This window comes from Mucilaginibacter gossypii, from assembly GCF_900100945.1.
GTDB lineage: Bacteria > Bacteroidota > Bacteroidia > Sphingobacteriales > Sphingobacteriaceae > Mucilaginibacter > Mucilaginibacter gossypii.
The window spans coordinates 308,453-334,255 of sequence record NZ_FNCG01000005.1 but is presented as its reverse complement, the minus strand read 5'-3'; the positions used below and the strand labels follow the sequence as shown (position 1 = coordinate 334,255).

The 25,803-nt window shown below is 43.5% G+C and carries 26 protein-coding genes; 9 read left to right on the top strand and 17 right to left on the bottom strand.

What is annotated here, in order from left to right:
* The 3 genes from BLS28_RS31565 to BLS28_RS13155 all read right to left on the bottom strand — a co-directional run.
* Positions 1-239 (bottom strand): DUF4372 domain-containing protein (locus BLS28_RS31565; protein WP_143020749.1); only part of this gene is annotated, 239 nt, incomplete at its 3' end.
* Positions 240-419: 180 nt separating this feature from the next.
* Positions 420-1,241, bottom strand: a complete 822-nt coding sequence (locus BLS28_RS13160; protein WP_091167627.1) for an alpha/beta fold hydrolase — start codon at positions 1,239-1,241, stop codon at positions 420-422.
* Between the two features lie 330 nt (positions 1,242-1,571).
* Positions 1,572-2,447, bottom strand: a complete 876-nt coding sequence (locus BLS28_RS13155) for a winged helix-turn-helix domain-containing protein (protein ID WP_256337411.1) — start codon at positions 2,445-2,447, stop codon at positions 1,572-1,574.
* 124 nt (positions 2,448-2,571) lie between these two features.
* Between BLS28_RS13155 and BLS28_RS13150 the strand changes: the two genes are divergently transcribed.
* Complete coding sequence (locus BLS28_RS13150; RefSeq protein ID WP_091167621.1) at positions 2,572-3,177, top strand: YceI family protein; 606 nt, start codon at positions 2,572-2,574, stop codon at positions 3,175-3,177.
* An 89-nt stretch (positions 3,178-3,266) separates the two neighbouring features.
* Here BLS28_RS13150 and BLS28_RS13145 read toward each other — a convergent pair whose 3' ends face one another.
* The 3 genes from BLS28_RS13145 to BLS28_RS13130 all read right to left on the bottom strand — a co-directional run bounded on the left by BLS28_RS13145 (position 3,267) and on the right by BLS28_RS13130 (position 7,615).
* A complete protein-coding gene (locus tag BLS28_RS13145) occupies positions 3,267-3,767 on the bottom strand; it encodes an RICIN domain-containing protein (protein WP_091167619.1) in 501 nt (166 codons plus the stop codon).
* Positions 3,768-4,381: 614 nt separating this feature from the next.
* Entirely contained in the window at positions 4,382-5,653 is a 1,272-nt protein-coding gene (locus BLS28_RS13135; RefSeq protein ID WP_091167615.1) for a DUF1501 domain-containing protein, read from the bottom strand.
* An 18-nt stretch (positions 5,654-5,671) separates the two neighbouring features.
* Positions 5,672-7,615: a DUF1800 domain-containing protein gene (locus tag BLS28_RS13130; RefSeq protein WP_091167612.1), complete on the bottom strand. Its 1,944-nt coding sequence runs from the start codon at positions 7,613-7,615 to the stop codon at positions 5,672-5,674.
* A gap of 163 nt (positions 7,616-7,778) precedes the next feature.
* Here BLS28_RS13130 and BLS28_RS13125 point away from each other — a divergent pair, with 163 nt between their 5' ends.
* From BLS28_RS13125 to BLS28_RS13100, 6 genes are all read left to right on the top strand, one after another.
* Positions 7,779-8,147, top strand: coding sequence for a hypothetical protein (locus BLS28_RS13125; RefSeq protein ID WP_091167609.1), 369 nt, complete (start codon positions 7,779-7,781; stop codon positions 8,145-8,147).
* Positions 8,148-8,291: 144 nt separating this feature from the next.
* On the top strand, positions 8,292-8,759 hold the full coding sequence (locus BLS28_RS13120; protein ID WP_091167606.1) for a response regulator transcription factor: 468 nt from the start codon (positions 8,292-8,294) through the stop codon (positions 8,757-8,759).
* A gap of 110 nt (positions 8,760-8,869) precedes the next feature.
* Positions 8,870-9,409, top strand: coding sequence for a DUF4199 domain-containing protein (locus BLS28_RS13115; RefSeq protein WP_091167603.1), 540 nt, complete (start codon positions 8,870-8,872; stop codon positions 9,407-9,409).
* A gap of 151 nt (positions 9,410-9,560) precedes the next feature.
* Positions 9,561-10,460 (top strand): LysR substrate-binding domain-containing protein, encoded by a 900-nt coding sequence (locus tag BLS28_RS13110; protein ID WP_218117180.1) that lies wholly within the window; start codon positions 9,561-9,563, stop codon positions 10,458-10,460.
* Between the two features lie 77 nt (positions 10,461-10,537).
* A complete protein-coding gene (locus BLS28_RS13105; protein WP_091167601.1) occupies positions 10,538-11,548 on the top strand; it encodes an NAD(P)/FAD-dependent oxidoreductase in 1,011 nt (336 codons plus the stop codon).
* Between the two features lie 2 nt (positions 11,549-11,550).
* The gene (locus BLS28_RS13100; RefSeq protein WP_091167599.1) at positions 11,551-11,868 is read left to right on the top strand and encodes a 2Fe-2S iron-sulfur cluster-binding protein; all 318 of its coding nucleotides are present in this window, start codon (positions 11,551-11,553) and stop codon (positions 11,866-11,868) included.
* A 389-nt stretch (positions 11,869-12,257) separates the two neighbouring features.
* On the opposite strand, the gene BLS28_RS13095 is transcribed toward BLS28_RS13100, so the two are convergent.
* The 4 genes from BLS28_RS13095 to pdeM form a co-directional block, all read right to left on the bottom strand.
* A complete protein-coding gene (locus BLS28_RS13095; protein ID WP_091167597.1) occupies positions 12,258-13,043 on the bottom strand; it encodes a succinate dehydrogenase/fumarate reductase iron-sulfur subunit in 786 nt (261 codons plus the stop codon).
* A 102-nt stretch (positions 13,044-13,145) separates the two neighbouring features.
* A complete protein-coding gene (locus BLS28_RS13090; protein WP_091167595.1) occupies positions 13,146-15,080 on the bottom strand; it encodes a fumarate reductase/succinate dehydrogenase flavoprotein subunit in 1,935 nt (644 codons plus the stop codon).
* Positions 15,081-15,121: 41 nt separating this feature from the next.
* On the bottom strand, positions 15,122-15,913 hold the full coding sequence (locus tag BLS28_RS13085) for a succinate dehydrogenase cytochrome b subunit (protein ID WP_091167592.1): 792 nt from the start codon (positions 15,911-15,913) through the stop codon (positions 15,122-15,124).
* 182 nt (positions 15,914-16,095) lie between these two features.
* The gene (pdeM, locus tag BLS28_RS13080; RefSeq protein WP_256337410.1) at positions 16,096-16,821 is read right to left on the bottom strand and encodes a ligase-associated DNA damage response endonuclease PdeM; all 726 of its coding nucleotides are present in this window, start codon (positions 16,819-16,821) and stop codon (positions 16,096-16,098) included.
* 107 nt (positions 16,822-16,928) lie between these two features.
* On the opposite strand from pdeM, the gene BLS28_RS13075 reads away from it, so the two are divergent.
* Positions 16,929-17,303: a DUF6249 domain-containing protein gene (locus BLS28_RS13075; protein ID WP_091167589.1), complete on the top strand. Its 375-nt coding sequence runs from the start codon at positions 16,929-16,931 to the stop codon at positions 17,301-17,303.
* 116 nt (positions 17,304-17,419) lie between these two features.
* Here the strand turns inward: BLS28_RS13075 and BLS28_RS13070 are convergent, their stop codons facing one another.
* Together BLS28_RS13070 and BLS28_RS13065 are read right to left on the bottom strand one after the other, a co-directional pair.
* A complete protein-coding gene (locus BLS28_RS13070) occupies positions 17,420-17,935 on the bottom strand; it encodes a DinB family protein (protein ID WP_091167586.1) in 516 nt (171 codons plus the stop codon).
* Entirely contained in the window at positions 17,910-19,127 is a 1,218-nt protein-coding gene (locus BLS28_RS13065) for a sensor histidine kinase (protein ID WP_091167584.1), read from the bottom strand. Before BLS28_RS13065 ends, BLS28_RS13070 begins: the two co-directional genes overlap by 26 nt.
* A gap of 214 nt (positions 19,128-19,341) precedes the next feature.
* On the opposite strand from BLS28_RS13065, the gene gltX reads away from it, so the two are divergent.
* Positions 19,342-20,871: a glutamate--tRNA ligase gene (gene gltX, locus BLS28_RS13060; RefSeq protein ID WP_091167581.1), complete on the top strand. Its 1,530-nt coding sequence runs from the start codon at positions 19,342-19,344 to the stop codon at positions 20,869-20,871.
* 119 nt (positions 20,872-20,990) lie between these two features.
* Here gltX and BLS28_RS13055 read toward each other — a convergent pair whose 3' ends face one another.
* From BLS28_RS13055 to BLS28_RS13035, 5 genes are all read right to left on the bottom strand, one after another.
* Complete coding sequence (locus BLS28_RS13055) at positions 20,991-21,746, bottom strand: 2-phosphosulfolactate phosphatase (RefSeq protein WP_091167578.1); 756 nt, start codon at positions 21,744-21,746, stop codon at positions 20,991-20,993.
* A gap of 51 nt (positions 21,747-21,797) precedes the next feature.
* Complete coding sequence (gene gcvT / locus BLS28_RS13050) at positions 21,798-22,883, bottom strand: glycine cleavage system aminomethyltransferase GcvT (RefSeq protein WP_091167575.1); 1,086 nt, start codon at positions 22,881-22,883, stop codon at positions 21,798-21,800.
* A 473-nt stretch (positions 22,884-23,356) separates the two neighbouring features.
* Positions 23,357-23,845, bottom strand: a complete 489-nt coding sequence (locus BLS28_RS13045; RefSeq protein ID WP_091167572.1) for a TlpA family protein disulfide reductase — start codon at positions 23,843-23,845, stop codon at positions 23,357-23,359.
* A 39-nt stretch (positions 23,846-23,884) separates the two neighbouring features.
* On the bottom strand, positions 23,885-24,901 hold the full coding sequence (locus BLS28_RS13040) for a Gfo/Idh/MocA family oxidoreductase (RefSeq protein WP_091167570.1): 1,017 nt from the start codon (positions 24,899-24,901) through the stop codon (positions 23,885-23,887).
* A 121-nt stretch (positions 24,902-25,022) separates the two neighbouring features.
* Entirely contained in the window at positions 25,023-25,631 is a 609-nt protein-coding gene (locus tag BLS28_RS13035) for a DUF4142 domain-containing protein (RefSeq protein WP_090530637.1), read from the bottom strand.
* Positions 25,632-25,803 lie beyond the last annotated feature (172 nt).

Here is a 25,803-nt window from a genome sequence, read left to right as displayed (position 1 = left end):
ATACCGATATGATGAAGCTTATGCAGGCTTGCTTTCATGCCGCTGATTACTTCTCTGCTGCTGGTGCATCTGTTAAAAACGCAGTAAAGCATCGTTACAAGATGTGTATAGGTATCAAAGTAACGGTAGTAGAGATCGTGATCCCCACGTCTTGCTAATGATCGAACATTATTACGATCTATTAAACCTAATAACTGATTCAGGACCGGCTGTCCGGTAAAAAAAGTACTTTTGCTCATGTTGTGTATTTAAGTGTGGTAACTCAAATATCAACACAAAGGGGTAGTCTTTCGGCTATCCCTTCCTTTTTCCCTAAAAAATCTTTACCGGACAACAGTGATAGATCATTAGCATGTCAATACAAACAAAAAGGCCGTCTCAAAAGAGGCGACCTTGTGTAATAGTAATTAATAAAAATATTATTCTTTAATAAAAGCTAAAAGATCTTTATTGATGGTTGCAGCCTCGGTAGTAGGCATACCATGCGGGAAACCTGGATAGGAGATCAATTTACCATTTTTCAGATGCTTTATAGATTTTAGTGCCGAGTTTGCAAACGGAACTATCTGGTCATCTTCCCCGTGTAAAACAAGTACAGGAATATCTACACTTTTAAGGTCTTCTGTAAAATCTGTTTCCGAAAAAGCTTTAACACAGTCGTAATGTGCTTTTATACCGCCCATCATACCCTGGCGCCACCAGTTGTCCCTGATGCCTTGTGAAATTTTAGCACCTTCACGATTATAGCCATAAAACGGAATAGTCAGGTCCTGGTAAAATTGGTTTCTTTGGGTTGCAGTGCTTTCGCGGATCTCGTCAAATACTGCAATCGGAACACCATCAGGATTGCTTTCGCTTTGAACCATAACCGGAGGAACCGCGCTAATCAGCACAGCTTTGGCGATACGTCCTTTTCCATATTTTGCAGCGTAACGAATAACCTCTCCACCACCTGTAGAGTGACCGATGTGGATTGCACCCTTCAGGTCAAGCGCCTCAACAAGCTCGGCAACGTCAGCTGCATAGGTATCCATTTCATTACCTGTTGCGGTTTGGCTTGAACGTCCATGACCGCGGCGATCATGGGCTATCACCCTATAACCTTGTTCAAGGAAAAAGAACATCTGAGCATCCCAGTCATCGGCAGATAAAGGCCAGCCGTGATGGAAAACTAATGGTTGCCCGGTTCCCCAGTCCTTGTAATAAATTTCGGTTCCGTCTTTTACTGTAATTTTACTCATTTTGTTTTTCAATTATGGTGATTAATAAAGCGCTGAAGATTCAGGGCATTTTTCGCAAATGATTATCAAAGTAATGCCTTTAGGTTTTTCTTTAGATATATATTATATCCGCAAATAAAGCTGGCCGGCATTCAAAAATAGTGAATTAAGGAAGAGCCTTTCAAAATCGTATCGAAATTTACCTTGATGCGATAAATCGGCTATTTTTTTGACGGAAAGCTTAACAACGTTTATTATCGCTAAAAATCATTTATAAAAACCACGTTATAGTATGTAGACAGTTGGATTATCTATATAGATATGCAGCGAAGCTTATAGTTACAAAAGTAATTATCCGTTGATTTCCAGCTTATATCCCTTGCCGTGTATATTCACCAGTTTAATGGCCGGATCATGCTCCAGTTTTTTTCGCAGTTTTGATATGAACATGTCAAGGCTCCGGCCAACAATTACGCCCTCGTCTTCCCAAATCTCTTTTTGAAGCCTGCTCCTTTCAATGATCTCATTTGGCGACCGGGCAAAGATGAGCAGCAGTTTATTTTCTTTTAAGGTGAGCTCGGTAATCATTCCGGCGCTGTGCAGCTGCCGCCTGGCCGGGTTAAATATAATATTACCTATTTTAAAACTATTATCCGGGGCAGAGCTGTTTACAACTGTATTTTTCCGGCTTTTACCCGACATTGAAATTACAAACCCGATAAATGCCAATAAAGGTATCCCGCCAATTAGATAGCCTTTTGAGGGCATACTCAATCCCTGGCTTTTAAATTTGAGGTTGATCACATAGCAGCTTTTAGGTTGTTTCCGCCCCGAGCAGGGCATTATGTTGTCCTTTTTATTTTTGAATATAGCATAGCCAAATATCACACTGTTCCCTCCACAATTTAAAACATTCACAATATAGTCGTTAGCCAGGTTGTCCTTTGCCAGGGCACTGCTAATTGCTTTCACAAGCGAATCGGGCTGAAAAGAAAATTCATTCTCAAACCGTAACTGGTACTCATTTTCGGCAATCTTTTGTACCGGCATCACACGCGATGTACTATCACCCGAATATAACAACACCTCATGCCCAATTTTCCGGAGCAGAATTTCCTGCCGGGCCATATCAAAGTCATCCTTACCGGTAAAACTGAAAGCAACACATAAAAGGGTCATGAGCAGCAGGGAACCAAGCCCCAGCAAGCGTTTGGTTGTCTTATTCATTGGTAGTTTGGAACCGGCCATATTCCCGGAGATTTAATTTACAAAGTTTACAATTTTATTTACAATATCGGCAATAACAAACGCACTGAAGCTGAGTAGGTTTACCAAATAAATCACTTATACTATGTTAAGAAAATACGCAATTATCCTGTGGCTGTCCATGGCCTTGATCCCAGCCTCTGCACAGCAAACCTACCATTTAGATATTAAAAAAAGTAAAGTTTTATGGGATGCCCGCAAAACTATGGGTGGCCATTACGGCTATCTGCTTTTTAAATCGGGCAGCCTGGGGTATACGGCTGCCGGCGAACCAACAAACGGCGCCTTTAGCCTGAATATGAATACCATGCACAGTACCGATCATGCCGATGCGGCCGGGAATAAAAAGGTAGATGAAGAGTTGAAAAAAGAGGGCTTTTTTGCAGTAGGCCGGTACCCGGAAGCAACTATGGTTGTTAAAGAAATTACACGCGCTGGCCAGTCAACCAACTTTAACGTGACCGGCATCCTTACCATAAAAGGGATCAGCAATCCCATTGAATTTATGGCAACTATCATTAAAAAGAACGAGATCATCAGCGCTAAGGCAAATACCACAATTGACCGTATCAAGTGGAAAATCGATATGCAGCCTAAGCGGGAAGCATGGGATTTCTTTTCGGCCGTAAAAAACACAGTTGTTACCGACGAGATAGCGGTTTCGCTGAATCTTATATTTACGGCCGATTAACGCCCTTTGCAGCCGGGTACAGTTGCAGAATCCTATTTCAGGGCCTGGTTATAATATTACCGGTTAGCACAGCATCTTCAGATAGTGAATCACATGGTAGGCGATTGTTCGTAAATATCCCAATACTGGTCTTTTGTATTTGTCTTTTTAGCTAAAACTATCTGTGAGTTAACTGCCCCCTTTTTATCAGATGGCGTAATGTATAAGTCTGTCCCTTTCAGTTTAATCATGAAAGTATCATGATCTATCGCCTCAAACTCATATTGCTGATTGGCGCTGTTCGTGTTAAGCGGTTGTTCCTCTAAAGCTACGTTTACATCAGCATCGCCCTTAGGCTGGAATGTTTTATTGGTAAGCAAATTCTGAAGCTGATAGGTATTCCCTGCAACATGTTTAAAATTCCAGGTCATGCATTTCCAGTTTTCGGGATAGTAAGCAACCAGTGGGGTACCATTTTCTGAATGTGCGTCTTTAACCCGTAACAGCATCCCGGTTTGCTCATTTTTAATAGCATAGCTCCCTTTAATTTGTTGGGCCGAAACCACGAGGCCAGGTAACAGGAAGCATAACAGCCAGGCAAATTTTTTCATAGGTATATCGATTTAAACAAATTTAGATACAAACTGCAAACAGCTGTTATCAAAATTGATTCAGTTTTTAGTCGATATGTATCAAAGCGGTAGATGTGTTGCATGCGAATTGATTGTAACAAATGTGGTGTCCCCAAATTTTAATTCCCCATAAAAAATTGGAAAAACACCCAGGCCTTTTTTTCTGAAACAACATCATGTTCCAAATTTTAAGAGTGAAACACGAAACACATTAAAACGTCATCTGTTCTGATAATAAACGCTTTAACGATTTTAGTGAAACATATCCAAATAATTGATAATCAATTATTAAAATTTTAGAGAATATAAAGTTAATGTTTCAACAGTGCTTTTTCGAAGGCTTTTATGCTACTGATTTTTTGATATTTTTTGAGCAAAAATAAACCTGGAAGGTTTTGGAAAAAAAGTACTGACAAAACAGCGCCACCATTTTTAATGACTAAAAATTGTTGCTTTCGCAGGCAAAGTGCTTGCCCGGTTTTAGGCCGATTTACGTTATCGCCCAACTTCAGCCAGTGAATGAGCTGAAGTTAGAAACTTCAGGGATATTCAATCACGGGTTATGCTATCGCAAAAACCGCGGCAGTATGCTTTTATCCCTTCATTACATTCACCCTATCCCCTTTCCAGTCGGGAAACAGTATATGATCATTATTTATCGCAAGATGCTTATCAGCTACTGAGCTGAACACACTTCTAAAGTCGGTAGTTACGGTAAGGTCGCGGCCATCTTCAAGGTTTTCAACGGCGAGCGGCTTTACATCGCCATACACTAAACCGCCGCTTACATCATTACCTAAAATAAAGTTACATGAAGCGCGACCATGATCGGTACCACCAGTCCCGTTTTGATGTACGGTACGGCCAAACTCGGTCATGGTCATTATGGTAACATCGTCCTGGTAGGTGCCCAGGTCGGTCCACAGGGCCATTATGCTGTTGCTTAGGTCGGCCACATTCCGGGCGAAGATGCCGTTTTCGGTTCCCTGGTTAAAGTGGGTATCCCAACCGTTCGATTCGGCAAAGGCAACTTCCAGCCCCACATCCATTTTAATGAGTTGGGCTATTTGTTTCAGCGAATTGCCCAATGCCGAGCTGGGGTAAACAGCGCCATTGGCAGGCGTATAATTTTTAATATCAGTTTTCTGCAGCATCTTCATAGCTTCAAAACTTTCCTTTCCGGTTTGCTTCAGTAAGCCGGATGCGGTTTGATCATACAGATCTTCAAAACTTTTGGCCGCGATATTGGCTCCGGCAGGATTGCCCCGCATTTGAATCGCAAAATCCTGCAAATTGCTGATGGCCACCGAGGGATTGTCGCCATAAAAAGAACGTGGCATGGCCGATGTCATGCTCACGGCCGTAAATGGTGTAAGCGCATCATGCCCAAGCAAACCTACAGCCCGGTTAAGCCAGCCGCTTGAGGTCCCTTTATTGAATGGAGTGCCCGATTCCATATAATCCTGCGCATCAAAATGCGAGCGGGTATTATTAGGCGAGCCTATGCCGTGAACAATGCCCAAACGTTTTTCGCGAAACATGGGTTCAAAGGCCTTCATGGCAGGGTGCAAACCAAAACGCCCGTCCAGGTCTATCAGCGGATTATTTGTACCACTTTTGGCAGCCGACATGAACAGGTTTGGCCTGGCAGCTTTCAAATAATCATCAGTAAACGGAGTAACGGCCATCAGGCCATCCATAGCTCCCCGCTGAAAGATACATACCAGCGTTTTTTTCTTTTTATAGGGCGATAAGATTTTTTCGCTCGCGGCTGCCTCGGCTAAAAAACCGGGTATACCGCCCAGTAACCCTACACCTAAAAGGGCCAGTCCGCCCGATTTTAAAAAGCCTCTTCTTGATACCATTTTTAAATCCTCCTGCAATTAACGCCTCTGATATTCGGGTGAACCAATGATAACGCCAACCACCTGCGCCAGCATAGAATTATTGCCGGAGGCACTTTGCATCGCTATAAAATTATTTTTTCGTTTACCTTTTAAACCCGCCTGCTGATCCATCATCTCATCACTAGCAGCCACTGGTACCGCGGTTGTTGCAGGAGTTTTGGCGCTGGCTTCGCCAACCTTTTCCATAAGTTTGGGATCGTTAAGCATAGGTGTAAGCCGTTTGATGGTTTCATCAAGCTTACGGCCCGGCATAATGATTTTACTATAGGTGATAAGTGCGGCCTGTGCGCTTTCGGGTTCGTGATGGTTATTGAGTGCTGCAAGATCAACCTTTACGCCGGGGATCCGGCCCGATGCCAGTGCCAAACCAAAATTCATACGGTTAAGCAGCGCGCCGGTATTGATCCAGTATTGGCCTTTATCGGGGAAGCCGGTCGGGGCCTGGTAATAGTACATCTTTTCGCCCATTTTATTGATCCAGTTAAACAACTGGTAAGGCTGGGTAATATCGGCATGCAATGAACGTACCGAGCCTATGGCCAGCTCAAAAGGTGATTTAGTTTTTTCCCTTACGGCTGCCGCGCTCCAAAATTCAGGCGCATTAACCATGGTGATCAGTACCTGTTTAATATCACCATCCTTATTCATAAAGGTACGGGCCATTTTATCAATAAGGCTTTGCGGCGGGTTATCGCTCACAAAGCGCACAGCTATTTTCTTTGATATAAACCTTGCCGTAGCTTGTTGATGTGCCAGCATATTAAGCAGTTGCACACCCTCCTCGTACCCGCCTCCGGCAGCAAAATGATGGCCTAATACCGTCTTTTCGCCGCTATCATGTTTGTTCGGGTTAAACAGAAAATCGCCCTCATGTACAAAACCACGGCTTTGCAGTTTTTCATCCCCAATACGGTTCATGAGTTTTTGGCCTGCTTGTCCGTAAGTGCCCATTGGATAAACCGACCAGCCGGTAAGTACTTTAGCCGCCTGGGTAACATCCTGCTGGGTATAGCCGCCGTCAACGCCAAGGGTATGCAGTTCCATTACCTCGCGGGCGTAATTTTCATTAAGCCCCTGTGCTTTTTTTGTTTTGTTTATTTTGGGCATATTGGCAAAACGACCTGTATCCGTACCCTGCATTTGCTGCATCAGCCGGCGGCGGATCGGCCTGTTACTTTGCTCCATATTGTCCTTATTCCCCGAGCTGCTAAAATTATCCAGGTAATATAGCATGGCCGGCGATTTGGCAGAGGCCAATAACAAATCATTAAATTTGCCAAGGGCATTAGCGCGGATCACATCGCGCTCATAAGCGGGGATATATTGCGAACAGTCGTTTTTTACTATAGATACATTGAAATGATTGAACCAGAAACTGGTCATTACTTCCTGTAATTGATTATTGCTGTAAGCCGCTCTTAATATTTTCTGGTTGATGAACTGGCGTAACAGCTCCTGCTCGGGCTTTAATCCGTTTTGCTGCATGTAGTTTTGCAACTGATCGCGATAAGCTTTGCGATCTGTTTTTACCGAATCTTTGTTAACTACCCCATCCCTTATAGCCATTCGCAAAACCTGCGCGCCTTTGGGGTATTGGGCAACAACTTCTGTATTGCTCAGTTTTAAGGCATCGTATTTATTTAAGAGTTGATTAAGGGAATCATCCGGGAGTTGGGCATCCAACTGTTGGGCGAACCACTTTTCGGGGCCGATTTTGGATACTTCTTCTACTTCGCCCGGGGTTGCCCCATAAGTAAAACGGCTCAGTAAATGAGCCGCGGCCTGTTCGGGTGTTAAACCCGCCTGCTTATATGGAAATTTTAAACTTGCATTAGGATAGCCCGGCAAAAAGGCAGTAAATACGGTAAACAAACACAACAACATAACAAAGCCACACCAGTACTTAACAGCCTTTTTCATAGTATCCGGGTTATTAAATTAAAAATTTAACTTTTGCATTAGTACGACCATAAAAGAACCCTTTGGTTTAATTTAATTGTCAAAGAAACTTATACACATATCCATTTAAACCAAAACTCATCTATATTGTCAATAAATTAATTATCTGCAAAAAATAAAAAATATGAAAAAACTATTGATGCTACTGGCCCTTGCCTGCGGACTAAACTACGCAGCCAACGCACAAAAAAAGATTGAAAAAACGCCTGCTCAAAAAGCGGCCAACAAAACCGAGCACCTGCAAAAAAACTTAAAACTTACTGCCGACCAGGCAAAAAAAGTCAATGTTATCCTGCTTGCCCAGGCAACAAGTATCGATAGCCTGAAAAAACTGAAACAGGATAAAAAAACCAGTCACCTGGCCGATCAAAAGATTAAACAACGCACTGCCACCGGCTTAAACAAGATTTTCACCCCCGAACAACAAAAAGCCTATGCAAAATTAAAAGCCGATAAAAAAGCCAGGAAAGACGCGGCTAAAGCTGATGAATAAACGAAGCCAGGGCTTTCAGGGTTAAGGTATTAACTTGACAAATTATAAATTTAAGAGCGGGATGTTTTCCGCTTTTTTTGTTTTGTGTGCCTTTCTGCTTTATCTTAAATAATCCTAATTTTAAGATCAATCGGTGATCATAACATGGCTTCAAATTTATTGGCAAAAAACAAACATACCATACTGTACGCGGTAGCACTTGCACTGCTGTTGTTTTTGCTGAAATGGCTTGAGCTTAAACTGATCATTGTTGATAATGCCTATGAAATTTACATGGGTGCCATAGCAGTATTTTTTACCGTATTAGGAATTTGGCTGGCACTTAAACTTACCAAACCCAAAACGGTTGTTGTAGAAAAACAGGTTTATGTAAATAACGGACCTAAATTTATCATTAACCAGACAGAGGTGGAAAAGCTTGGCCTCAGCAAACGCGAGCTTGATGTTTTGCAATTAATGGCCGAAGGATTAAGTAACCAGGAAATTTCAGAGCGTTTATTTGTATCGTTGAATACCATCAAAACACATTCGGCAAAGGTGTTTGAAAAAATGGAGGTTAAACGCCGCACCCAGGCCGTGGAAATGGGGAAGCGGCTCAGCATTATTCCTTAACCCGCTTCATACTTTAGTACTAATGGCAGCATATTTTCCAAAATCACCCTAAAGTATGAGCCCGAAAAGTTTCTGACAAGCCAAATTTGCTCTATCAAAATATAAACGATATGAAAAAGAATGTATTTGTTTTTGGATCAATCTCCGGCCTGATCATTGCTGCTACCGGGGGAATTTCGGGAGCCCTTTGCTATAACAACCCCAACTTTCAGGGCAACATGTGGGTGGGCTATGGCTCCATGTTGCTGGCGTTTTCGCTGATATTTGTAGCCATCAAAAATTACCGTGACAAATACAACGAAGGCATAATTAGTTTCGGCAAAGCTTTTATGATCGGTCTTTACATTGTATTGATCACCTCAACAGTTTATGTGATTGTGTGGTTAATAGAGTTCTATAACTTTTACCCCGATTTTATGACCAAATACGTCGCCCATATTTTAAGGGAAGCCAAAGCCAATGGTGCTACGGCTACCGAACTTAAGCAACAGGAAGCAAGCATGGCCGGTTATGTTAATATGTACAAAAGCCCCTTCGGCGTAATTGTGCTTACTTATATGGAGATACTGCCCGTTGGCCTGGTGATTGCGCTGATAGCAGCTTTGATCCTGAAACGCAAGGATGCCAGCCCACAATTGGCTACGAATTAAATAGATACATTGACATAAATTTATCGCATTGTTGTAAGCGAAGCATGGCAATCTCGCAGCCAATGCATATTTGCACTGTATGGTATGCGGTTGCCACGCTTCGCTCGTAGTGACATGCTGAATAAAAAGTATTTATTCCTAAATTGGCTCAATGATATTTGATTTCAGGCTGAAGGTTTTTTATACGGTTGCACAACGGTTAAGCTTTACCAAAGCTGCATCCGAGTTATTTATCACCCAGCCGGCGGTCACCAAACATATCAAAGAACTGGAGCAACAACTCAGCGTACAGTTGTTTAAACGAAACGGCAATAATATTTCCCTTACCACTGCCGGCAAGATCCTTGAAAAATACGCCGAGAAGATTTTCCAAACCTATACCGACCTGGAAACTGAACTGGCACAGCTTAACAACCTGGAAGCCGGTACACTGCACATAGGGGCCAGTACCACCGTGGCGCAAACCATTTTGCCCAAGCTGCTGGCTATGTTTAAAAAAACATATCCCAAGGTTACTTTCAATTTTATCCAGGCCAATACCGATCAGATCTCGCAGCTGGTACTGGCCGAAAAAATAGATATTGCCATTGTAGAAGGTGCTGCCCATTCGCCGCAATTATCCTATACCGATTTTATTAAAGATGAAATTGTACTGGTAACCAGTGCTAACAATAAGTTATCCAAAAAGACCGAGATCACTCCCAAACAATTACCCGCTATCCCGTTGGTTTTAAGGGAAGCCGGATCGGGCACCCTGGATGTTATCTTCAATGCCCTGGCCGCCGTGCAAATCAACCCTAAAGACCTGAACATCGAGATTCAACTGGAGAGCAGTATCGCCATAAAACAATATCTTTTATACTCAGAAACAGCAACATTTCTCTCCATCCAATCGGTAGTAAGCGAGTTAAAATACAACGAGCTCACCATTATTGATGTTAAAGGATTAGAGATTTTCCGCACTTTTCAGTTCATACAATTGCATGGCAAACACAGCAAGCTGATAGAGTTATTTAAACGTTTTTGCCTTGCCAATTATAACTTAAAGTAATCTCATATTACTTTATATCATTTGATTGCCAGTTAGTTTAGCGGCAAATTTGATTGCTGAATCAAAGGCGATCATACATGGAAAAAATTACTACCGATATCTGCATTATAGGCGCGGGACCTGTTGGTTTATTTGCTGTTTTTGAAGCCGGGCTGCTAAAAATGCGCTGCCACCTTATTGATGTGCTGCCACAGGTTGGCGGCCAGCTTTCCGAAATCTATCCGCATAAACCTATTTATGATATTCCCGGTTATCCTGATGTTACCGCACAGCAACTGGTGGATAATTTGATGCTGCAGATAGCCCCGTTTCACCCCACCTTTAGTTTGGGCGAGCGGGTAGAAAACCTGCAACGCAATGATGACGGATCTTATAATATCATAACCAACGACGGTACAACCGTTCATTGCCAGGTAGTAGTAATTGCCGGCGGCCTTGGCTGTTTTGAACCCCGCAAACCAGAAATTGACCGACTTACGGATTTTGAGGGAAAAGGTGTAGCCTATATGGTGAAGAATCCCGAACATTTCCGTGATAAAAAAGTAGTGCTTGCAGGTGGCGGCGATTCTGCCCTGGACTGGGCTGTTTTTCTGAGCAACGTAGCCGAACGGGTTACCCTGGTCCATCGGGGGGATACTTTTCGCGGAGCACCTGATAGCGCCGAAAAGGTATTTGAACTGGCCAGGGAAGGCAAGATCGACCTGGTCCTTAAGTCAAACGTAGTTGCCTTAACCGGCGATGACCGCCTGCAGGAGATTACCCTGCTTGACCGGGACCAGCAGGTAAGCCATGTTGAAGCCGATCACCTCATTCCTTTATTTGGCCTTAGCCCTAAGCTTGGCCCTATTGCCGACTGGGGTTTGAATATCGACAGATCAGCCATCGCGGTAAATACAGTTGATTATAGCACCAATATTGAGCGCATTTATGCCATTGGCGATATCAATACCTACCCGGGTAAGCTTAAGCTGATACTCTGCGGTTTTCATGAAAGTGCGTTAATGGCCCAAAGTGCTTTCAAATATGTTTACCCCGAGCAAAAACTGAGTTTTAAATACACCACCGTTTACGGTGTAAGCGCTTTTTAGCCATGATAAATTTAACCATAATTGACCGCGACGGAGGCAGCAGGGCCGTTGAAATTCCGGAAGGCATAAACCTGAGCCTGATGGAAGTACTGAAGGCATCTGAGTACGATATACTGGCCACCTGCGGTGGTATGGCGCTTTGTGCCACCTGTCACGTACAGGTGATAGAAGGGCCCGAGGAATATTTTACTGCTACGGATACCGAGCTCGATGTATTGGATACGCTACCCTACGCTCCACCTGCAAGCAGACTGGCCTGCCAGATCAGGATCTCTGAAGATATGGATGGGATGGTATTTAAGCTGGTGGGAGAAGAATAAGCCGAAAGTCTTGAGTTCTAAGAAGCTGTTTAAGAATGAAGAATATTAATTGCCGTTGGTTTTAACCAACGGATTAAGAGCCGAAAGCCCCTGGCTTTAGCCTAATTATGCAAGCGGATTTGGGCTGAAGCCCTCTTATTGTGAATGCTTTATTCCGTTGGTTAAAACCAACGGCAATGAAGTTTTATTTACCTGTAAACGATATGCGTCGATATTTAAACAGTTTCTTAGTTTTAAGCCGGATAAAAAAATTTGCGTGCTTATTCTCAAAAAACGCAAAAGCGTTTTTATTGCCTACTTTATTTTAACCCGTTTTAACAGCTACTGAATAAAACATAAAACGGCCCGGACAAGCCGGGCCGTTTACTATATCCTATCAGAAAGATCAATTAATGACCTTGCTCATGTACTTCTTCTTCCCTGAACAGTTTCGCGCTAAAATAGTCGTTGTTCATACGGGCAATGTTAGTCAATTTAATTTCCTTAGGGCACTCGGCTTCGCAGGCACCGGTGTTGGTACAACTGCCAAAACCTTCTTCGTCCATCTGGGCAACCATTGATTGTACACGGCGATAGCGCTCAGGCTGACCTTGAGGTAACAAGCCCAACTGAGTGATCTTAGCCGATACGAACAACATAGCCGAGGCATTTTTACAGGCAGCAACGCAGGCTCCGCAACCAATACAGGTAGCCGAGTTAAAAGCTTCATCAGCAATAACTTTAGGGATTGGGATAGCATTACCATCAGGTACACCACCGGTGTTCACTGAAACATAACCACCAGCTTGCTGGATCCTGTCAAATGCAGAGCGGTCAACCGCTAAATCTTTTACGATAGGGAATGCTTCAGCGCGCCATGGCTCAATGGTGATAGTTTCACCATCGTGGAAGGTACGCATGTGCAGCTGGCAGGTAGTGATACCGCGTTTTGGCCCGTGCGGGTGACCATTGATATATAATGAACACATACCGCAAATACCTTCGCGGCAGTCGTGGTCAAAGTTAATTGGCTCATCGCCTTTGTGGGTCAGGCTTTCGTTAACCACGTCGAGCATTTCAAGGAACGACATGTCGGGCGAAATATTTTCGGCTTTGTAGCTTACGAATTTACCCGCGGTTTGAGCATTTTTTTGACGCCATACTTTAAGCGTCAGGTTCATATTTCCGTTACTCATCTTTGTTTTAGATTTGAGTTATCGTTGTTTTTGTTGATTGAGTGAGTAGTTGATTGGGTGAGTGGTTTTAACTTAAATAACCTATCACTAATCAACCATTCACTATGCGTAATTACGTTGTGATAAATGAACTGCTTCAAATGTCAGCTGTTCTTTATGTAACTCTTCCGGCTGATTTTCCCCTTTAAACTCCCAGGCTGCAACAAATGCAAAGTTTTCGTCATCACGAAGCGCTTCACCATCTGGTGTTTGTGATTCAACCCTGAAGTGGCCACCGCATGATTCTTTACGCATTAAAGCGTCATCGATCATCAGCTCGCCCAGTTCAATGAAATCGGCCACGCGACCAGCTCTCTCTAACGAAGCGTTTACTTCTTCGTTTTCGCCGGTTACGATAGCGTTTTTCCAGAAATCGGCTTTCAATGCCTGGATCAAACCTTTGGCTTTTTTCAGGCCTTCTTCGGTACGGGCCATACCGCAATATTCCCACATAATGTGGCCAAGCTCGCGGTGGTATTCGTTAGTGGTTTTAGTTCCTTTTAATGACAGCAATTTGTTTACGTGGGCAATTACGTCCTGCTTGGTTTTTTCAAACGCCGGGTGGTTGGTATCAACCTTCTTAGGGCCGATCTTAGCCAGGTAATCGCCAAGTGTATAAGGGATCACAAAGTAACCATCAGATAAACCCTGCATCAGTGCAGATGCACCAAGACGGTTAGCACCGTGATCGGAGAAGTTGCACTCGCCCAAAGCATACAAACCAGGCACGGTTGTGCTCAGGTTATAGTCAACCCAAAGGCCGCCCATTGTATAGTGAACCGCAGGGTAAATACGCATTGGTTGCTTATACGGGTTTTCGTTGGTGATCTGGTAGTACATATCAAACAGGTTACCGTATTTGGCTTTAACGGTTTCTTCGCCCAGGCGTTTAATCGCGTCAGCAAAGTCAAGAAATACCGCGAAGCCAGAGCCGCCTACACCTTTGCCCTCTTCAACCATTTCCTTAGCGTTACGTGAGGCCACGTCGCGCGGAACAAGGTTACCGAAAGCCGGATATTTACGCTCAAGGAAGTAATCGCGGTCATCTTCTTTAACCTGGTCTGCTTTTAATGTGCCTTTGCGTAGCTGCTCAGCAATTTCAGCGGTTTTAGGAGCCCATACCCTACCGTCGTTACGCAGTGATTCAGACATCAACGTAAGCTTAGACTGGTGATCACCGGTTACCGGGATACAGGTTGGGTGAATTTGAGTATAACAAGGGTTACCGAAGAAAGCACCACGTTTGTGTGCCCTCCAGGCTGCCGTTACATTTGAGCCGATTGCGTTTGTTGACAGATAGAATACGTTGCTGTAACCACCGGTACATAATAATACCGCATGACCGGCATGTGTATCGATAGCGCCGGTAAGCATGTTACGGGTAACAATGCCTTTGGCATGGCCATCTATAGTTACCACGTCAAGCATTTCGTGACGGGTATACATTTTTACTTTACCGGCATGGATCTGGCGGTTAAGGGCAGAGTAAGCACCCAATAAAAGCTGCTGTCCTGTCTGGCCCCTCGCGTAAAATGTACGCGACACTTGCGAACCTCCGAATGAACGGTTATCCAGCAAGCCGCCGTATTCGCGGGCGAAAGGTACACCTTGAGCAACGCACTGATCAATAATGTTTACCGAAACTTCGGCCAAACGATGAACGTTGGCTTCGCGGGCGCGGTAGTCGCCACCTTTAATAGTATCGTAAAATAAACGGAAAACGCTGTCACCGTCATTCTGATAATTTTTAGCGGCATTGATACCACCCTGTGCAGCAATAGAGTGTGCACGGCGTGGGCTGTCCTGGAAACAAAATGCCTTAACGTTGTAACCCAGCTCGCCTAAAGTGGCAGCTGCCGAAGCGCCTGCCAAACCGGTACCTACAATGATGATATCGTATTTACGCTTGTTGGCGGGGTTAACCAGCTTCAGATCAAATTTATGCTTGCTCCATTTTTCGGCTAATGGGCCTTGAGGAATTTTAGCATCTAATGTCATCTCTTCTTTGTATTTATGTTTGTGGCTTTTGGCCAGCTAACTTAGTGAGCTCCCTGGGTTGATAAATAGTAATAATAAACCGGCATGGCGGCAAAAAGCAGCGGAATAATAACTGCAAACAGCCATGTACCAATAAAGTAAACTACCGGTGTATATTTACGGTGTACCCAGCCCAGCGTACGGAACGCGCTCTGGAAACCATGTAACAGGTGAAATGCTACAGCGCCCATGGCTATTACGTAAAATATAACGTAGATAATGTTGCTGAAACTGTAAGCAACACGCGCGTGCAGGTCTTTTACCCTTACAACTTCCACATTGTTTTCGGTTGATACCGAGTGGCTGAATTCGGCATTGGCCGGGGTGTAATCGCTAACTTTGGTTTCGCCGGTTGCCAGATCGGTACGGTACTCTTTAAAGCCCATGGTTTTGTCATTGTGGTAACGGAACCAGAAATCGCCCATGTGGATAACGATGAAAAGGAACATGATTGAACCTAAAAGGCCCATGTTTTTTGATGACCATGAGGCATCAGATTTTGCCGCTACTGCATAACGTACAGGACGGGCTTTACGGTTTTTGACAGTTAGGATCAAGCCGTATAGTGCATGCACTAAAATGGAAAGGTACAACAGGTATGCTATAACTTCAATAGGCGGAAAATGCGTAAGGAAGTTGGCATACACGTTAAAACTGAAACCGTTATCGTTGTTAAACAACAGCAGGTTGCCGCCTACGTGCACAATTAAAAAGGTACACAGAAACAAGCCTGTTAAAGCCATGATCAGCTTTTTGCCCAGCGACGAGTTTAAGGTTTGTTTGAATTCGCTCATTATGAATTGGATTTGTTAGGCAAAAGTATTTATTAAATAACAAAACATAGAAGAGGTTTTGGCTTATTGAAGATCAAAAATCTATTTAGAATCAATCTAAAGCAATGGGCTGGCTATTAAGGTATAAATACACAGCTATGACAGTTAATATGTTGTAATAAAGGTTGGTGCAGCCACGATAATTAAGCGATAGCTACTACTTTATCCTTTAATACAGCAAAGATCCTGTCGTTTTGAAGACTACGGATAGCCACCCGCCCGGTAAATTTTCCGAAGGATGGTAAAATTCCCTGTTTATTGCCAAAGGCAAAGCAAGGCAATGTAATGCTTTGACGTGCCCGGCCGCTTAAGTTTACCCCCGGATGGATATGCCCGCAAAAAACATAACCTGCTTTTTCGTCCTGGTCGTTGGCAAGCGGATGATGCATCATGAGGAAGGGGCTGATCAACAGTTCGTCGTGCAGCTCGATATTCAGGTTATGATAATGCTTATCTGCAATGATATCATGATTGCCGCGGACCAGGATGATCTGTAACGCGGGGAACTGGCTGCGCCAAAGGATAAACCAATCCCAATCGTTATTCATATCGCTGTGGAACAGATCGCCCAAAAAAATTAACTTTTCCGGCTTGTGTTCATAAATAAGATCGGAAAGTACAGCCAGGTCGCTTTGCTCCATATCCCTTGGTATTGCTATGCCGGCTTTACGGAAATGGCCCACTTTGCCCAAATGCACATCGGCAATTATCAGGGCGCTTTGCTGCTGCCAGTAAATAGCTTTTTGTGGTAATAATAAAAGATCCTGCCCCAGCAGGCTAAAAGGAGTAGCCGCACTTATCATTAAGGCAAAGTTAATAAATGCCCTCCGCCCTTCTAAAGGGAGCAGCAATAATTTTTTTTTAATCAAGGTGTAACCTGTTTAAAAAACATGTGGTCATAGCTTACAAATAAACCGCAATGGCGTATTTACAGAGAGAAAAAACAATATTAACTTAATTAAAAAAAACAAATATTATGGGCGCAGGTGAATTGGGCGTATTAGCAGGAATTATAATACCCCTCAGCTTATTCGCAATGATCTTCGGGATCGTTTACTTAAACAAACGGGAGAAATTAGCTATGATTGAACGAAACATGGATCCGAGGAGTTATAAACCGCAATCGGCTCCTTACCAAAACTTAAAATGGGGCTTACTGCTTATTGGTTCGGGTATCGGGCTATTTTTGGCCTACGTTTTAAACCGTGGCATATTCAATAGTTTTGACGATGATGTTTTCTTTTTATACGTAGCATTGATCGCTATTTTTGGAGGGGCAGGATTGTTTTTATCATACCGCATCGAAAAAAGAGAAGTACTGGATAAAGAAGAATTGCACAAAGAAAAATAAGAAAACAGCTACGGCTTCTCTTCTACCCTCTCAAATCGCGAAGCTCAGACTTACGAAGTTTAAAAACTTCGTAAGTCTTTATATTTAACGGCCTTACGATGTGCGATATAAATATCTTATCCTATTCCGTACCGCTCTTTAAATAAATTTAAATGGTGGCGCTCATGCCCGGCCAGCATAAATACAAATGCGGCAACGGTAAACAAATGGTTGCTGGCAATACCGTTACGATTTAGCTGCTCATCGCTGAATGCTTTAATCATATAAAGGCTTGCCTGGCGCAATGCACGGAACTCTTCGGCAAGGTCTTTTATATTTTGACTGTTGAAATCGGTATTGTTAACATAAATATCCTGGTCAAAACCCGGCAGTTCGATATGATTGCGCGAAAACACGAGGGCACGATAGGCAAAGGTACGTTCGGTATCTATCATATGGCCCAATGCCTGCTTAACCGTCCATTTACCGGGTGCATAGGTATACAGTCCCTGCTCATCGGTTAAATTACTGAATAGCTGGTAGCTGGTATCCATTTGCTGTTCAAGCATGCTAATTACGTCATTGTCGCCAACAAGGCCCACATATCCCGCTGCAAATGGCGAATAATCACCTGGTTTTGGTTTTGTTATCATTGCGCGTATTTTTTAATATTATCCTGAATGTTGTTCCCTTACCTACTTCCGAATCTTTTACAAAGATTTGCCCGTTGTGATAGTTTTCTACTATACGTTTAGTAAGCGAAAGGCCCAGTCCCCATCCCCGCTTGCGGGTGGTATAACCGGGTTGAAAAACAGTATCAAATTTAGAACGAGGGATGCCTTTACCGGTGTCGGTAATGTCAATAAAAATCTGGTTTTTTACCTTATTGCCGCTGATTTCAACCTTAATACTGCCCTTGCCCTCGATAGCGTTAACGGCATTTTTTAATATGTTTTCTATCACCCAATCAAACAGCGGAACATTCAGACCGGCCTTTAGGTGAGGGTTGCCGATAAGTTCAAAACTGATGTTTTTACTTACCCTTACTTTAAAATAATCAACAAAATCTTTAACTACAGCATATACACCATGCTCTTCTAATACAGATTTGGAGCCTATTTTTGAAAAGCGATCGGCCACTATTTCAAGACGCTTTACATCGTTTTCCATTTCGGCAATCAGTACATCGTCTTCAGCATTAAACTTCTCCTTCATCAGCTCAATCCAGGCAATTAGCGATGATATAGGTGTCCCCAGCTGGTGGGCTGTTTCTTTGGCTAAGCCAACCCAAACCTGGTCCTGCTCCGACTTTCGGGACGAACTGAAGGCGGTATAGGCCATCAGTAAAAATATAGCAATTACGGTAAGCTGAATATAAGGGAACAAACGTAATTGTGTAAGCAGCGGCGAATCTTTATAGTAAACAAAGTTTTCTTCGCCCAAAACCTGGAGCTTAATGGGAGGATGCTGACCCTTCATATAGGCGAGCTCTTCTTTAAAGTAAGCCGGATCGTATTTTTTCCTCTTGTTGTTTTCGGCTTCCAGCTTAATAAAAGTCTTTGTAGTGTCTAAGCCACGCTGTAAAACTATTTCGCCTTTTCCATCAGTTACAATGGCGGGTACGGTAAGGCTATCGCGCACGGCTATTACATAGTTTAAAAAGTCATTATCATCTGAGGCAAGGATCTGGCGCATACTTATGGCCCAAACCTGGGCCCGGGTACGTTCCGAACGTTCAATGTTTTTTACCAGGTAACGGGTATAAAGCAATGAGCCAATTGCAATTACCACGGCAAATGCAAGAAGTAAATATTTCCAACGTTTTTTCTGTTGATATGGGTTCATGCTGGGCACAGCTCAAATAACGTAAAATTGCTTTGTAAAATATAATTTTTTGTTGTGGAGAGATTGTCCATAGCCCATAGTCGATAGTCCATGGTATGTTTCAAGTATCACCATGGACTATCAACCATCGACTAATAACCATAGCCACGCTTAAATAATACTATGAACTATCGACTATGGACTATGGACTTTCCCTCTTATCTTTGCCCCCATCATGACCGATAAAAAAGTAAGAGTCCGTTTTGCGCCAAGCCCTACCGGTGGTTTACACCTTGGCGGTGTGCGCACCGTGTTGTTTAACTATTTATACGCTAAAAAACATGGCGGTGATTTTGTTTTGCGAATTGAGGATACCGACCAAACCCGCTACGTGGAAGGTGCCGAAGAATATATTTTAGATTGTCTTAAATGGTGCGGCCTTCACCCAGACGAAAGCCCGGTTGCCGGTGGCCCTTACGCGCCATATCGCCAAAGCGAGCGTAAACCACTTTACCGCGAATATGCCGAACGCCTGGTTATGGAAGGGCATGCTTATTATGCCTTTGATACCGCCGAAGAGCTGGACAAAAACCGGAAGGAGATCCCCAATTTTCAGTACGGCCTGGCCTATCGCCATACCCTAAGAAACTCACTTTCGTTGCCTCAGCACGAGGTTGATGCCTTGCTTGATGCAGGTACGCCGCATGTGATCCGCATTAAAATGCCGGAGGGCGAAACCGTGAGTTTCAATGATATGATTCGCGGATATGTGAGCTTTGAAACCGGCCTGGTTGATGATAAAGTGTTATTAAAAGCCGATGGCATGCCTACTTATCACCTGGCCGTTGTGGTTGATGATTACCTGATGAAGATCACGCATGCTTTTCGCGGCGAAGAATGGCTGCCTTCGGCGCCGGTACATTTGCTGCTTTGGGAATACCTGGGCTGGAAGGCCGATATGCCCCAATGGGCGCATTTACCGTTAATCCTGAAACCGGATGGTCACGGTAAACTGAGCAAACGTGATGGAGCCCGACTGGGTTTCCCGGTGTATGCCATGAACTGGTTTGATGCAAAAACAGGCGAGTTGACGCCGGGTTTCCGTGAATTAGGTTTTTTACCGGAAGCTTTCCTGAACCTGCTGGCAACTTTGGGCTGGAACGACGGTACCGAGCAGGAGATTTTTACGCTTGACGAATTGATAGAAAAATTCTCGATAGAGCGCGTTAATAAGTCGGGCGCCAAGTTTGATTTTGAGAAAGCCAAATGGTTCAACGCCGAGTGGATTAAGAAGTCTGAAGTTGATCGTCTGAAATCAGATGTTATAAAAGTATTTGCTGATAAGGGTGTTACTGTTAGCGATAATGTATACCTGACTAAGGTTATCACCTTAATCAAAGATCGCGTTGTATTACTTCCTGATTTTTACCAGCAGGCAGGGTTCTTTTTTGAGCAGCCCAGGGAGTATGACCTTAACGCGGTAAAACCTAAGTGGACAGATGCCAAAACAGCGTTTTATCACGCGTTCATTGCTTTGCTAACTAACGAAGCAGCTATTGAAGCTCATGACCTGGAAGCTAAATTCAAAGCCCTCGCCGAAGAAAAAGGTTTAAAAGTTGGGGATGTAATGCTGCCATTCCGCATTATGCTGGTTGGCGGCAAGTTTGGTCCACATGTATTTGATATTGTTGCCCTGCTTGGTAAAGAAGAAACCATCAGCAGGATTGAAAAGGCGCTTGTGGAGCTTACCCCCCCCGCCCCCTAAAGGGGGTGCTTACTTACACAGGCTCTTTCGGGAGCTCAAGAATTTATGTCATTGCGAGCGATTGCCGCGTCGACCCATACGCTTTAGTCCAGACCGCTCCTCGCAATGGCATATTATATTTATACCACCAACTTCACCAACCTCTCCCCTTCCAAAACAGGAATGGCAGTTGTCAAATCAACCTGTAAACAAAACTCGATATCTTTTTCGATGCCCAATTTTTTAAGGCGTTCGCCGTGCGATGTTTTCTTGAGATACGCATTGATATCGTTTTTCCCAACCTGGAAAAGATCGTTAGCGGCTAAGGCTGCATCGTCCAGTAAAAATCCTTTATCTTTTAACTGCTCAATTACAGCACCGGCAAACAGGGTATCCTCCAAATTGAAATTGTTTTTCCAGCCGGCACACACCAGCAGCACATTTTCGTTTTGGGTATTAAGCCAGTTGCTTAAAGCGGAAAGGTTCAGGAATGAACCGATAACAATCTTTTTAGCGCTGCGCGATAAATGCAGTGCATGTGTGCCGTTGGTAGTGGTTAACACTATTGTTTTACCGGCAACCTTTTCTTTAGTATATGAAAATGGCGAGTTGCCAAAATCAAAACCATCAACTACCGATCCGTCGCGCTCGGCGGCAAGAAGGTAATCCAGCCCTTTCTCTCTATACGCGGCACACTCCTCAACTTGTGATACCGGTATAATAGCCTCAGCACCGTTTTCAATACCATAACATATAGATGATGTTGCCCTGAAAATATCAATAACCACTACAATATAATCCTCCACATTAAAAAGTGGCAGTAATGCAGGGGTTAGGCAAACGTGTGCCCCCCGGCCCCCTAAAGGGGGAGTTAGAGTAATTGTATTTTCAGACATTTGTGTTTAATTAATTTAGAAAACTTTGAAGGTAGTTCCCCCTTTAGGGGGTTAGGGGGCTTTATAAAACGGAGGTTTTACAATCTGCGCTTTAATTTTATTATCCCTGATGCTGATATAAATCTCAGTGCCTTCTTTGGCAAACGCTGTATCCACATAACCCATACCAATAGCTTTTTGCAACGATGGGGATTGCGTGCCTGAAGTTACTTTACCTATAGTATTTCCATCCGCATCAACAATCAGGTAATCATGACGGGGAATGCCGCGGTCAATCATTTCAAAACCTACCAGTTTGCGGCTTACACCAGCTTGTTTTTGGGCTTGCAGGGCTTCGGCATTGGTAAATTCTTTATTGAATTTGGTTACCCAGCCTAACCCGGCTTCAAGCGGTGAGGTGTTATCATCAATGTCGTTACCATATAGGCAGAAACCCATTTCCAAACGTAAGGTATCACGTGCGCCTAAACCAATTGGCTTAATACCAAAAGGCTCGCCGGCTTTGAAAATTGCATCCCAGATCTGCTCCGCATATTGGTTTTCAAAATAGATCTCGAAGCCGCCTGCACCGGTATAGCCTGTAGCTGATATCAATACATTGTCAACACCTGCAAAAGTTCCTTTTTTAAAGGTGTAGTATTCCATCGATACCAAATCTACCTCGGTAAGGCTTTGTAAAGCTTCGGCAGCTTTGGGACCCTGGATAGCCAGCAATGAAGTCCGGTCGGATATGTTTTTCATATCTACACCCTTGGTATTGTATTTGGAGATCCAGTCCCAGTCTTTTTCAATATTTGAAGCGTTAACCACCAGCATATAGGTTTTTTTGTCGATCCGGTAAACCAGCAGATCGTCAACAATACCGCCGTTTTCATTCGGCAGGCATGAGTACTGCACTTTGCCATCGTATAATTTTGAGGCGTCGTTACTGGTAACCCGCTGAATCAGATCAAGCGCGTTCTCTCCTTTTAAAATGAATTCGCCCATGTGGCTTACGTCAAAAACACCAACGGCCTTGCGCACGGTTTCGTGTTCGGCGTTAATGCCTGTGTATTGAACGGGCATGTTGTAACCGGCAAATGGAACCATTTTGGCACCGGCTTTTACGTGGATATCGGTTAATGCGGTATTCTTCATCGTCAACTTAAATATTGGCCGCAAAGGTAACTATTATGAAGCGTAATCGGTACCCGTTGATTGGTTTGATTTTTTGGGGATTACACCGATTGATTTTTGATTTCATCGATTACACTGATTTTTTTCTGAACCGTGATTTATAGGATTGAAGGATTACCCTGGTAGCAGGTAACAAAAACAGCCTCCTCACGTCCCCTCAGGGTCCTCTGCGAGAGACCCTGAGGCTTACCGCGTTCAAGAGTCAGAACAACGAGCCAGCATGGCGTATACATCAGGGTCCTCTGCGAGAGACCCTGATGGGACGTTAGTTATAAAAATATCCTTTGCCCCAGCGGGCAAAACAACACACCTTGCTGATTAAACGACAAAACAGTTTTGTGGGGTAACTCAGGGTGCGAGAGATCATGAGGGGACGTTAAACAAAAAAGCCGGTTAACGTTGCGTTAACCGGCTTGAGCTATAAGTTAGCTACTTTATACTTTTTTAAGCGTTTCCATCAGTACCGGAATTTTTGGCACTTTTGGGTACGACTGGAATAATTTACCATACTTATCATAAATAGCGATATATGGAGTTGTTTGTACACTATAAAATTTTTGTACCAGGTAGGTATAACCTTCGGTGCCGATAGTAATGTTATGGTATTTGGCCAGGTCAAAATCGCGCTGAAAAGTTTGGATCCCTTTAAGCATAGGCATAAAAGTGATCATCACTATCTGTACATTTTTTAATTTGGGCAGCTCGGGTTTCAGATCATACATCAGGTGCTGGCAATGGCTGCAATCGGGCGAAAAATAGATCACCATTACCGGTTTGTTTTTTTTCAGGTTGGCAGGAGTAACGTAAACACTGTCTGTAGTGAGGATGTGATATGGCGGCAAGCCGGAATTAGCAGGTGGCGTTTGTGCCTGGCTGCACCCGGCGGCAATAATCAGACAAAGCAGTAAATACAGTTTCTTCATTATTTTAATTAGCATTTAATAAGCATAGTTACAACATTTTTAGCTTTCAAGCAATTCAATTTGCCAGGCAACATGCTCCTCAGTTACCGGGAATAACGCATTTTCGCGCACGGTATGATATACGGCATCAAATATGCCATTATAATTACCTTTGGGTGACTTTATCCATTCCACGGTCTTCTGCCCGTCGGCACCCATAAGCACCAGTTTACCGTCGCTGCCTTCGGGCTCGATGCCAAAACCTTCGTCGGTAGGCATCATGTCGGCATCAAGCTGTGCTTCCTGTACATCGGTACGCATTTTTACAAAGCTGCCTAATGTGCCATGTACCACAAAGCCATAAGTATGCTCGGCAATGAGCAACCCCGAGGTTAGGTATACGTTAAGCTGATTAGGATATTTAAGGTGGATATTGAAATAATCATCAACCTGCGAGTTTGGCCTGAATGCAGCGGTTGTTTTTTCATAGCTCAATGGCCTGCCAAAGATACTGATGGCATTATCAACCAAATGGGCGCCAAGGTCATAGGTAAGGCCGCCGCCCGGAACGCCCGCTGTTTCTTTAAATTGTTTTGCACCGATGGCCATGCGGTACCTGTCCAGCCTGAAATGAACCTCGATCAACTCCCCTAACCTGCCGCTTTCAATCACCTCCTTTACCGAAAGGAAGCCGCTGTCATAACGGCGGTTTTGGTAGATCATTACTTTCAAATCAAGTTTTTTGCCCAAATCATACAGCGCTTTTACCTCGCTTGAAGTTACGGCTGCGGGCTTCTCAATCAGTACATGTTTACCTGCATTTAGAGCTTGTACAGCATAATCAAAGTGGGTGTTGTTAGGGGTATTAACAATGATGAGCTCTATTTCCTCGTCATTCAGCAGCTGGTCGATGCTATCATAGCTGATCACATCAGGGTATTTTTTGCCGGTTTTTTTTTCATGGCGCTCAACCACGGCCTTAAAAGTAAAGCCCGGATTGGTAGTTAAAAACGGGGCATGAAAAATCCTGCCCGACATTCCATAGGCCATGAGGCCGGTTACTATTGGTTTCGACATATTAAAATAGATTTTGCTGTGTTAAAAGTATCGTTTTAGCTACACCTGTACAAGGGAATTAAACAGAAAAAGGGAGATTGTTACATCTCCCTTTTTCTGTCTTGAATTAATCAATAGCTGATTACTTCATGCCTTTTTGAATAGCTTCAATTTCGGCTAAATGGTGTTGGATAACAGGTAATGTTTTAGCTGCAAAGGCTTTAAGGTCGGCATCTTTGCAGTTTTTTGAAGCATCTTCAAACAATGATTCAACTTTTTTATGGCCTTTAACCATAGCATCAACATAGTCTTTGTCAAAATCAGCGCCTGTTTTGGCTGCCAGGTCGGCTTTCATTTTCTGGTGCTCATCATCAGGTGCCGATGGCAGGGTAATGTTTTTGGTTTTGGCTATGGCCATTAGTTCGTCGTTTGCTTTGCTGTGGTCAGTAACCATCATTTTAGCAAAATCTTTTACTTTGGCATTGGTTGCCTTTTCGCTGGCCAACTGGCCAACGGCAACTTCGGCTAAGCCGGCATTGGCCGCTTCGGTTGCAAATTTTGCATCATCGGCAGTAACTGCAATGCCTGTAGCACCGGTAGTAGTTGTGTCTTTTACTTTGTTGGCACTGTCGGCAGTGTCAGTTGTTGCAGCTGCTGTGCTATCGCCGCTGCCGCTTTTTGCTCCGCCTTTACAGGCCTGGAATGATAATGCCGCCAGGGCCATCATTGCAATTAAACTTAACTTTTTCATAGTAGTGTTTATGTATTTGTTTTTACAGTTAACATTTTTTAGTTAATTAAGTTTGATTTTCTTATTTGTAAAATAAAAAACAACAGGTAATTGGGGTGCCGTTTGTTAATATTTAGTTTTTAATAAATATTTAACATTTGTTTAAAAGCACTTTTATAAGTTGTGGTTTATA

What these genes read in the sequence shown, in the direction of transcription:
- BLS28_RS13055 (WP_091167578.1), bottom strand. Translation starts at nt 21,746, where the DNA reads ATGTCTGAAAATACAATTACTCTAACTCCCCCTTTAGGGGGCCGGGGG.
- BLS28_RS13105 (WP_091167601.1), top strand. Translation starts at nt 10,538, where the DNA reads ATGGAAAAAATTACTACCGATATCTGCATTATAGGCGCGGGACCTGTT.
- BLS28_RS13135 (WP_091167615.1), bottom strand. Translation starts at nt 5,653, where the DNA reads ATGGTATCAAGAAGAGGCTTTTTAAAATCGGGCGGACTGGCCCTTTTA.
- BLS28_RS13075 (WP_091167589.1), top strand. Translation starts at nt 16,929, where the DNA reads ATGGGCGCAGGTGAATTGGGCGTATTAGCAGGAATTATAATACCCCTC.
- BLS28_RS13070 (WP_091167586.1), bottom strand. Translation starts at nt 17,935, where the DNA reads ATGATAACAAAACCAAAACCAGGTGATTATTCGCCATTTGCAGCGGGA.
- gltX (WP_091167581.1), top strand. Translation starts at nt 19,342, where the DNA reads ATGACCGATAAAAAAGTAAGAGTCCGTTTTGCGCCAAGCCCTACCGGT.
- BLS28_RS13045 (WP_091167572.1), bottom strand. Translation starts at nt 23,845, where the DNA reads ATGAAGAAACTGTATTTACTGCTTTGTCTGATTATTGCCGCCGGGTGC.
- BLS28_RS13125 (WP_091167609.1), top strand. Translation starts at nt 7,779, where the DNA reads ATGAAAAAACTATTGATGCTACTGGCCCTTGCCTGCGGACTAAACTAC.
- BLS28_RS13115 (WP_091167603.1), top strand. Translation starts at nt 8,870, where the DNA reads ATGAAAAAGAATGTATTTGTTTTTGGATCAATCTCCGGCCTGATCATT.
- BLS28_RS13095 (WP_091167597.1), bottom strand. Translation starts at nt 13,043, where the DNA reads ATGAGTAACGGAAATATGAACCTGACGCTTAAAGTATGGCGTCAAAAA.
- BLS28_RS13040 (WP_091167570.1), bottom strand. Translation starts at nt 24,901, where the DNA reads ATGTCGAAACCAATAGTAACCGGCCTCATGGCCTATGGAATGTCGGGC.
- BLS28_RS13150 (WP_091167621.1), top strand. Translation starts at nt 2,572, where the DNA reads ATGTTAAGAAAATACGCAATTATCCTGTGGCTGTCCATGGCCTTGATC.
- BLS28_RS13145 (WP_091167619.1), bottom strand. Translation starts at nt 3,767, where the DNA reads ATGAAAAAATTTGCCTGGCTGTTATGCTTCCTGTTACCTGGCCTCGTG.
- BLS28_RS13035 (WP_090530637.1), bottom strand. Translation starts at nt 25,631, where the DNA reads ATGAAAAAGTTAAGTTTAATTGCAATGATGGCCCTGGCGGCATTATCA.
- BLS28_RS13065 (WP_091167584.1), bottom strand. Translation starts at nt 19,127, where the DNA reads ATGAACCCATATCAACAGAAAAAACGTTGGAAATATTTACTTCTTGCA.
- BLS28_RS13130 (WP_091167612.1), bottom strand. Translation starts at nt 7,615, where the DNA reads ATGAAAAAGGCTGTTAAGTACTGGTGTGGCTTTGTTATGTTGTTGTGT.
- gcvT (WP_091167575.1), bottom strand. Translation starts at nt 22,883, where the DNA reads ATGAAGAATACCGCATTAACCGATATCCACGTAAAAGCCGGTGCCAAA.
- BLS28_RS13160 (WP_091167627.1), bottom strand. Translation starts at nt 1,241, where the DNA reads ATGAGTAAAATTACAGTAAAAGACGGAACCGAAATTTATTACAAGGAC.
- BLS28_RS13085 (WP_091167592.1), bottom strand. Translation starts at nt 15,913, where the DNA reads ATGAGCGAATTCAAACAAACCTTAAACTCGTCGCTGGGCAAAAAGCTG.
- BLS28_RS13090 (WP_091167595.1), bottom strand. Translation starts at nt 15,080, where the DNA reads ATGACATTAGATGCTAAAATTCCTCAAGGCCCATTAGCCGAAAAATGG.
- BLS28_RS13100 (WP_091167599.1), top strand. Translation starts at nt 11,551, where the DNA reads ATGATAAATTTAACCATAATTGACCGCGACGGAGGCAGCAGGGCCGTT.
- BLS28_RS13120 (WP_091167606.1), top strand. Translation starts at nt 8,292, where the DNA reads ATGGCTTCAAATTTATTGGCAAAAAACAAACATACCATACTGTACGCG.
- BLS28_RS13155 (WP_256337411.1), bottom strand. Translation starts at nt 2,447, where the DNA reads ATGAATAAGACAACCAAACGCTTGCTGGGGCTTGGTTCCCTGCTGCTC.
- BLS28_RS13110 (WP_218117180.1), top strand. Translation starts at nt 9,561, where the DNA reads ATGATATTTGATTTCAGGCTGAAGGTTTTTTATACGGTTGCACAACGG.